The sequence below is a fragment of the Pseudomonas batumici genome (assembly GCF_000820515.1).
Taxonomy (GTDB): domain Bacteria; phylum Pseudomonadota; class Gammaproteobacteria; order Pseudomonadales; family Pseudomonadaceae; genus Aquipseudomonas; species Aquipseudomonas batumici.
Genome location: NZ_JXDG01000020.1, coordinates 123,587 through 129,717 on the forward strand (window position 1 = coordinate 123,587; position 6,131 = coordinate 129,717).

At 56.4% G+C, this 6,131-nt stretch carries 3 protein-coding genes; 1 reads left to right on the plus strand and 2 read right to left on the minus strand.

All coding sequences use genetic code 11. The features are described from left to right. Window positions 1–201: 201 nt before the first annotated feature. Window positions 202–1,224 (minus strand): IS110 family RNA-guided transposase, encoded by a 1,023-nt coding sequence (locus UCMB321_RS09735; RefSeq protein ID WP_040065836.1) that lies wholly within the window; start codon window positions 1,222–1,224, stop codon window positions 202–204. Between the two features lie 495 nt (window positions 1,225–1,719). Here UCMB321_RS09735 and UCMB321_RS29945 point away from each other — a divergent pair, with 495 nt between their 5' ends. After that, window positions 1,720–2,757 (plus strand): RHS repeat-associated core domain-containing protein, encoded by a 1,038-nt coding sequence (locus UCMB321_RS29945; protein WP_084614865.1) that lies wholly within the window; start codon window positions 1,720–1,722, stop codon window positions 2,755–2,757. A 103-nt stretch (window positions 2,758–2,860) separates the two neighbouring features. Here the strand turns inward: UCMB321_RS29945 and UCMB321_RS09745 are convergent, their stop codons facing one another. Further along, the gene (locus tag UCMB321_RS09745) at window positions 2,861–5,983 is read right to left on the minus strand and encodes an RHS repeat domain-containing protein (protein ID WP_167337433.1); all 3,123 of its coding nucleotides are present in this window, start codon (window positions 5,981–5,983) and stop codon (window positions 2,861–2,863) included. Between the last annotated feature and the right edge of the window lie 148 nt (window positions 5,984–6,131).

The window sequence follows — 6,131 nt, forward strand, 5'->3', positions numbered from 1 at the left end:
CGGTAAAGCATGCTTGCGTTAATGTATCCGGGCTCATGGTCGGCAGCTTTGCCGCCTGGCCCTTGATGAGTAGTCGCTCCTGCCTGTCCTTGAAAAAGGTGCCAGCTTCGAAAGCTGCTTCGTTTGCCAGGTTTTCAAGCAGGATTTGAGCTGTTTATCGTCATCATCGTTGTCGTCGCAAAAGCCGGTAGTGAATTTCGATCAAGCCATGGATTGTGCGTTGTAGCTAACTCCGCGAGCTAAAACAGCCCATACGACCCTTGCCAATTTGTTGGCCAAAGCGCAGGCGACCTTGTTCGGATGCTTTCGTATCAGCAGGTCTCTGCACCAAGTCCCCAAAGCATCAGTACGTTTATCTATGTGCACCAGAACTGCACGCGAGCCTTGAATCATAAGCTTTCGAAGGTACTTATCACCGCGCTTGCTGATGTTCAAAAGGACGGTTTGGCCGCCTGTTGAATACTGCCTCGGCACCAGCCCCAGTGAGGCCGCGAAGTCTCGCGATGAGTGAAAGTTGGAAGCGTCCCCGACGTCGGCCAGCAGCGCGCTAGCGATGATAGGGCCGATGCCGGGGATGCTCATCAGGCGTGTTCCCGCATCATCAGCTTCCACTTGCTCTTTGATACTCCGGTCAATCGCCTTAATTTCGTCGTTGAGCCGCTTCATCTCTTCCAGCAGATGTTCAATGAAGGACTTCAGTTGTTGCGGTAACTCTGCGGCAGGGTCGTCCAGAATCTGGTGAACCTGATTCATGGCCGCTTTTGTGGCAGGCAATGCGATCCCGAACTCAAGCAAGAACCCGTGAATGCGATTTATCGTTTGAATTCGATGGCCTACCAATGCTTCCCGAAGACGGTGCTGGGTCGATAGCACTTGCTGTTCCACGGTTTTGATGGCGACGTAACGTGCTCTAGGACGGGATGCGGCTTCGCAGATTGCCTCAGCGTCGATGTAGTCGTTTTTGTTGCCGGTGACGTAAGGTTTCACATGCTGTGGCGCAATCAATTTTACTTGATGACCGAAGGACATAAGCTTCCTGGCAAGGCAGTGTGAGCCGCCACAGGACTCCATCACGATGGTGCAGGGCTTTAGCCTTGCGACAAACTCAAGCAAGCGGTTGCGATTGAATTTCTTGCGCAGCACTTCCTTGCCTTTGGCGTCGTGCCCTATGAGATGAAAGGTACTTTTTCCAATATCCAGGCCGAGCAAATCCAAGTTGTCCATGAGAGGTCTCCGCGAAATAAGTGAGAACCCCGGTAATCTTAGATTTAGCGGGGTTCCCGTGCTGGGATGACCATCTCATTAGGGTGGCGGCTGTACGCAGGTTGGCGAACCGGGCAAACCAAACCGGCAGACCCGAAGGTCTCCCGCGCACAGCCGCCATAGGGCAGCTTTGCGGATGCAAAAGCGCCTGCAAACTAGCACAAAGCTTTCGCATGGTTTACTGAACGAGTCGCCAAACCCGTGTCGCCAATATGAGCGACCGCCGGACTATAAGCCCCTGGCTTCGGGCGAAGCAAGGTGCCGATAGGTGAGAATTTGTAAGTGTCGGAGACCGCCGTGAGAGTCGGTAGCCTGAGCATTCACACCCGCTTATGGCTGGAACCGGTCTGCAGATCTACTTTCGCACCAAGGCCACCCTATCAGTTCTGCTAGTACCGCCCTTTTACAACAGAGCCGACACTGGATATCCGTAGCCATGCCAGCGGAAGCCAGCCCATGCCTGCTCAAGACCGATCCCTGCTCTGCCGCTATCAATATGATCCCCTGGACAGACTGGCAAGCCTGGCACCACCTGAAGCTTGCGAGTTGCAGCGCTTTTACTTGAAAAACCGCCTGGTCACCGAGATACACGGCACGATACAGCAGTCGATTGTCCAGTACGAAGATCAGTTGCTGGCACAACAACAGCGCCAGGATGAAGTATTGAGCACCACACTGCTGGCGACCGATCAGCAGCGTTCCGTGCTGCATACGCTCGCTCCCGACGGTCCACGCCCCGGCATGGCCTATTCGGTTTATGGCCATCAACCCGCTGACAATGGCCTGTTGAGCCTCCTCGGTTTTAACGGCGAGCGCCTGGATCGGATAACCGGTCATTACTTGCTGGGCAATGGCTATCGGGTCTTCAATCCGGTGTTGATGCGCTTCAATAGTCCGGACAACCGGAGCCCCTTCGCAGAGGGTGGGATCAATACATATGCGTATTGCATGGGCGACCCCGTTAACCAGACAGATCCAAGTGGGCATGCGCCAGCCTGGTTGAAATCCATTTTAAGGTTTGCTGGCATCATGAGACCACATACCGCGACTTCTCGCCTTCTACCGCCGCCCATGATGGTCCAATCGCAGTTGCCTCCTACAGCCTCACCTGCCGGCGCCATTACTTCCACTTCACCACCCCCATACAGCCCGCCTCGGGGACGCAGAACAACCCCGACCGCTGCACACAGTAGCCATGACACGCCAAGCAATGCGCAATTGGAACAAGAAATCGCTCGACAGGAAGCAAGTGCAAGCATACAGCGCAGCAGGCTTGATGATATTGCCAATGGACTAAGACCGGACTTGGATGATAGATACGCGGAATTACATCAAACGTGGAGCGATACGCGCGAGTATATTACCCTTCTCAACTCACAGATACGCCCACCCAACTACCATCAAATTGCACATCCAAAACCAAAAACCAACCCATCCAGCTACGACGAAAATTATCTCCCTGATTATCAGGAGGCGATAAGAAAAAACAGTTAACTCCATCTGCAATAGCGATACAGCATCGGTTTTAGCCGATCTATTTATGTCATGGTCGCCACCCTGGCCCCGGAGGGACAAGGTGACGGCAGCCCAGTAGATCCTAGCTTTGCCTCACAAGCCGCACCAGCGCATCCCTCTGCGCAGACAATTTCGCATGATAATCTTGATCACCAATTCTGCGATATTTCTTCATTTCAATGGACAATTGAGCATATCTTTCTTCATCTTTAATTACTCTCAGCTCACTCGCCCCACTCGCCACTTTTCGTTGCGAAGGAAGAGCAGCCATGGCGGCCTCCAGCTGTTTAGAATAGATAATACGTGGGTCTTGAACTCTATTCGCTGGCACCAAAAGTTTTTTCTTAGGAAGACTCTTCAGCCACCGGCCAACCTTTTCCTCATTGCTCAGAATTGAAGATGGGTCGGATTTAGACAAGCCGCTTGAGGACTCCGACATCAGCGACGATCTACTAGACTTCACCGACGATCCACTAGAAGAAAAACGGGTCACATAGACATCAGGAAGCCCATCAGCACCAGCCGCAAAGGTAGCGTTTTTGCTAACTTTCTTTTGGAGATCTGAAAGCCCCTGACCTAGCTCAACAAAATTTCCAGTGACACCTAAACCAGCCACATTCGTGGTTTTTTTCGATAGCCCCAGCCAACGCTTTATATTTCCGCCCAGATTTTTAAGAAATCGCGGTATGCCAAAATGCCCCGTCGGATCACGTTCATTCGGCGGGCTGGTGACATAGCAATAGGTATTCAACCCGCCTTGACCAAAGGGACTCATCGAGTCCGGGCTATGGAAGCGCATCAGCACCGGGTTATAAGCCCGGTAGCCGCTCCCCAGCAGCTGCCATCCGGTGTTTGCCTCGGTCAGCTCGCCGTTGAAGCCCAGCTGACAACTGACCGGTCGCGCGGCGCTGGGGTAGCCGTAGGCGGTATAGGCGATGGCATTCGCCGCACCACCCTCCAATTCACTGCCCACGCTATTGCTGGCGTCGCAGGCCAATAACACCACCGGATCACTCCCGCCTTGGCGCTGGGCCAGCAGATTGTCGTCGCCGCGCATAAAGCTGCTGCTGCGCCCACCACGCCGCAGCGTGCTCAACCCACCCTCCTGGTAAAAACGCTGCTCCGCCCCCGTTGTGCCATCTTTGCTATAGAGCTTGTCGAGCGGGTCATAGTGATAACCACCGCTGGCGCCACCGCCGCTGACCTGGGTCAAACGCCCAAGCGCATCGTAGTCCAGGGTCCGCCCCTCCTCATCGAGGATCAGATGACCATCGGCGTTGTACTCCAGGTCAATGCTCTGCGGGTAATCCCCATGGCTGTTGACCACCTTGCGCAGTTGCACCGGATCGACGTCGTCGTAGGTATAGCGGGCGGTATTGCTACCTCCGTCGAAGCTGGTCAGCACCTGGGTCAGGTTGTCCATGGCATCAAAACGGAAGGCCTGGCTGATGATCGCCTTGCCGTATGGATCGATCGGCGGCTGGCTGCCGCTGCAGGTGTAGCTTTGCAGACGATCGCGCGCATCGTAGCCATAGGTCTCGTCACGCAGCAGCGTCGCGCCTTCCCTCAATATCCGCTGCTCCAGCCCGTCGACCAGGTTGTAGGTCTGGGTCAAGGTCTGGAGCGCGCCATCGAGGTCAAAGCTGCGCAGGACTTCCCGGCCGAAATCGTCATATTCAAGGCTGACCGTCACGTGCTGCCCACTCTGGCTATCGGACGTCTCGATACGCTCGGTCAAGCCCAGCCGATTGTAGCTGAACGTCGAGGTGGTGGTGCCCAGGCTGGTGGTTTCCAGCCGTCCGAACTCATCGTATTGATAGTCCTGCACCTGTGACAGCACATCGGTGTAACTGAGCAGGCGCCCTTGTCGGCTGTAGCCATAGAGCATGCTATACCGCTCGCTGCCCTGCTTGCGCTCTTCGCTTTTCAGTTCCCCGGTGCTGAAGTAGGTGCGATTGAGCTCCTGCCCGGACTCCTCGCAATGCAGCAGGCGCGCGTTGTGCCGATCATAGACATAGTCGGCGCTGACGCTGCTGCCGACAATCCGCCGCTGCAGCGGTTCCTCGCTGAGCTGCGGCTTGTACACATATTCGATCAACTGGCCACTGGCGGTGCTCAGGCTCTTGGGCTGGGACTGCCCGGGGTCGAAGGTAAAGGTCTGCTCGCGCCCGCCGGTCGTGGCGCTGTACATTCGCCCCAACCCATCGAACGCCTGCTCGCCCAATGTCCGATCATTTACGCTGATCCGGATGGGCAGGTCGTCGCTGCTGTGCAGGGCGTACTCGCGCTTGACCACGGCCACGGGGCTGCCGGGCAAGGTGGTTTCAACCATCCGGTCAAAAACGTCGTAGCCATACAGGGTACTGCGCCCGAGGGCATCGATCTCCTCGACCGTACGGCCAAGGCCATCGTAATGATAGAGCTGCTCGCTGACCGCTTGACCCCGCCGAGTCAGGCGCTCGACCTTTTGCGGTTTTTCGAACAGGTTCATTTCGCTGACGGTGTAGTTGTATTTGTCGCTCGCGGCCGCGTCGGTCTGCTGCCACTCACGCTTGACCGGCAACAGGGTGGTGCCAATCGGGTCGGTTTCGCTGACCGTGATCACCCCCTCGGGCGCGGTCTCGCTGCGCTGCTGGCCCCAGTCGTCGTAGCCAAAATGGGTGGTCAAGGCCAGGTCCTGGTCTTCCAACCAGTCGTATTCGGTTTCATTGATCAACTGCCCGAGCACGTCGTACTCGGCCGCGTAGGTCTGGCGAAACGCGCCGGCCCGGCTCGGGTTATCGACATCCTGGCGTTCTTCGTACACCGGCCGGTTAAGGCCGTCGAACTCGGTGCGGGTCTGCACCTGCTTGACGTCGGTCAGCAATTGCGCGGCCTTTTGCCGGGCATTGGTGGGCTGCGGCTGGGGTACCAGGAAGTAGCTGTAGCACCGCGTGGCTTCATAGTCCGGATCGTCCGGAGCCACGGTTTCGCTGAGTACCCGGCCGAGCACATCGTAGGTGGTGCGGATCTGCACATCGTTGTCGTCGCGGCTCAGCAAGGATTGGCCATTGAGCAGCGAACTTTCTTCGACGATGACTTTTCTCACCGTATCAAAGCTGGTGCTCAGGATCTGGGTGGTTTGCAGCACGGTTTCGCCGACCCGAGGGCTGGGCAGACGCGCATAGGTGTAATCGGTGTGGGTGCTCCGGCCATTGAGGGTCACGCTTTCCCGTAGCGGGCGGCCATATTGCACGCGATCGCTCGCCAGCTCATGGTAGGTGAAGGTCGTGACCTGCACGCTACGCTCGTTGCTGCCCTCCAACTGCAACAGGGTTTCATCCAGCGTCACCATCCACGGATTGAGCAGCGTC

Coding starts and splice junctions, on each gene's coding strand:
- UCMB321_RS09735 (WP_040065836.1), bottom strand. CDS start 1,224: ATGGACAACTTGGATTTGCTCGGCCTGGATATTGGAAAAAGTACCTTT.
- UCMB321_RS29945 (WP_084614865.1), top strand. CDS start 1,720: ATGCCTGCTCAAGACCGATCCCTGCTCTGCCGCTATCAATATGATCCC.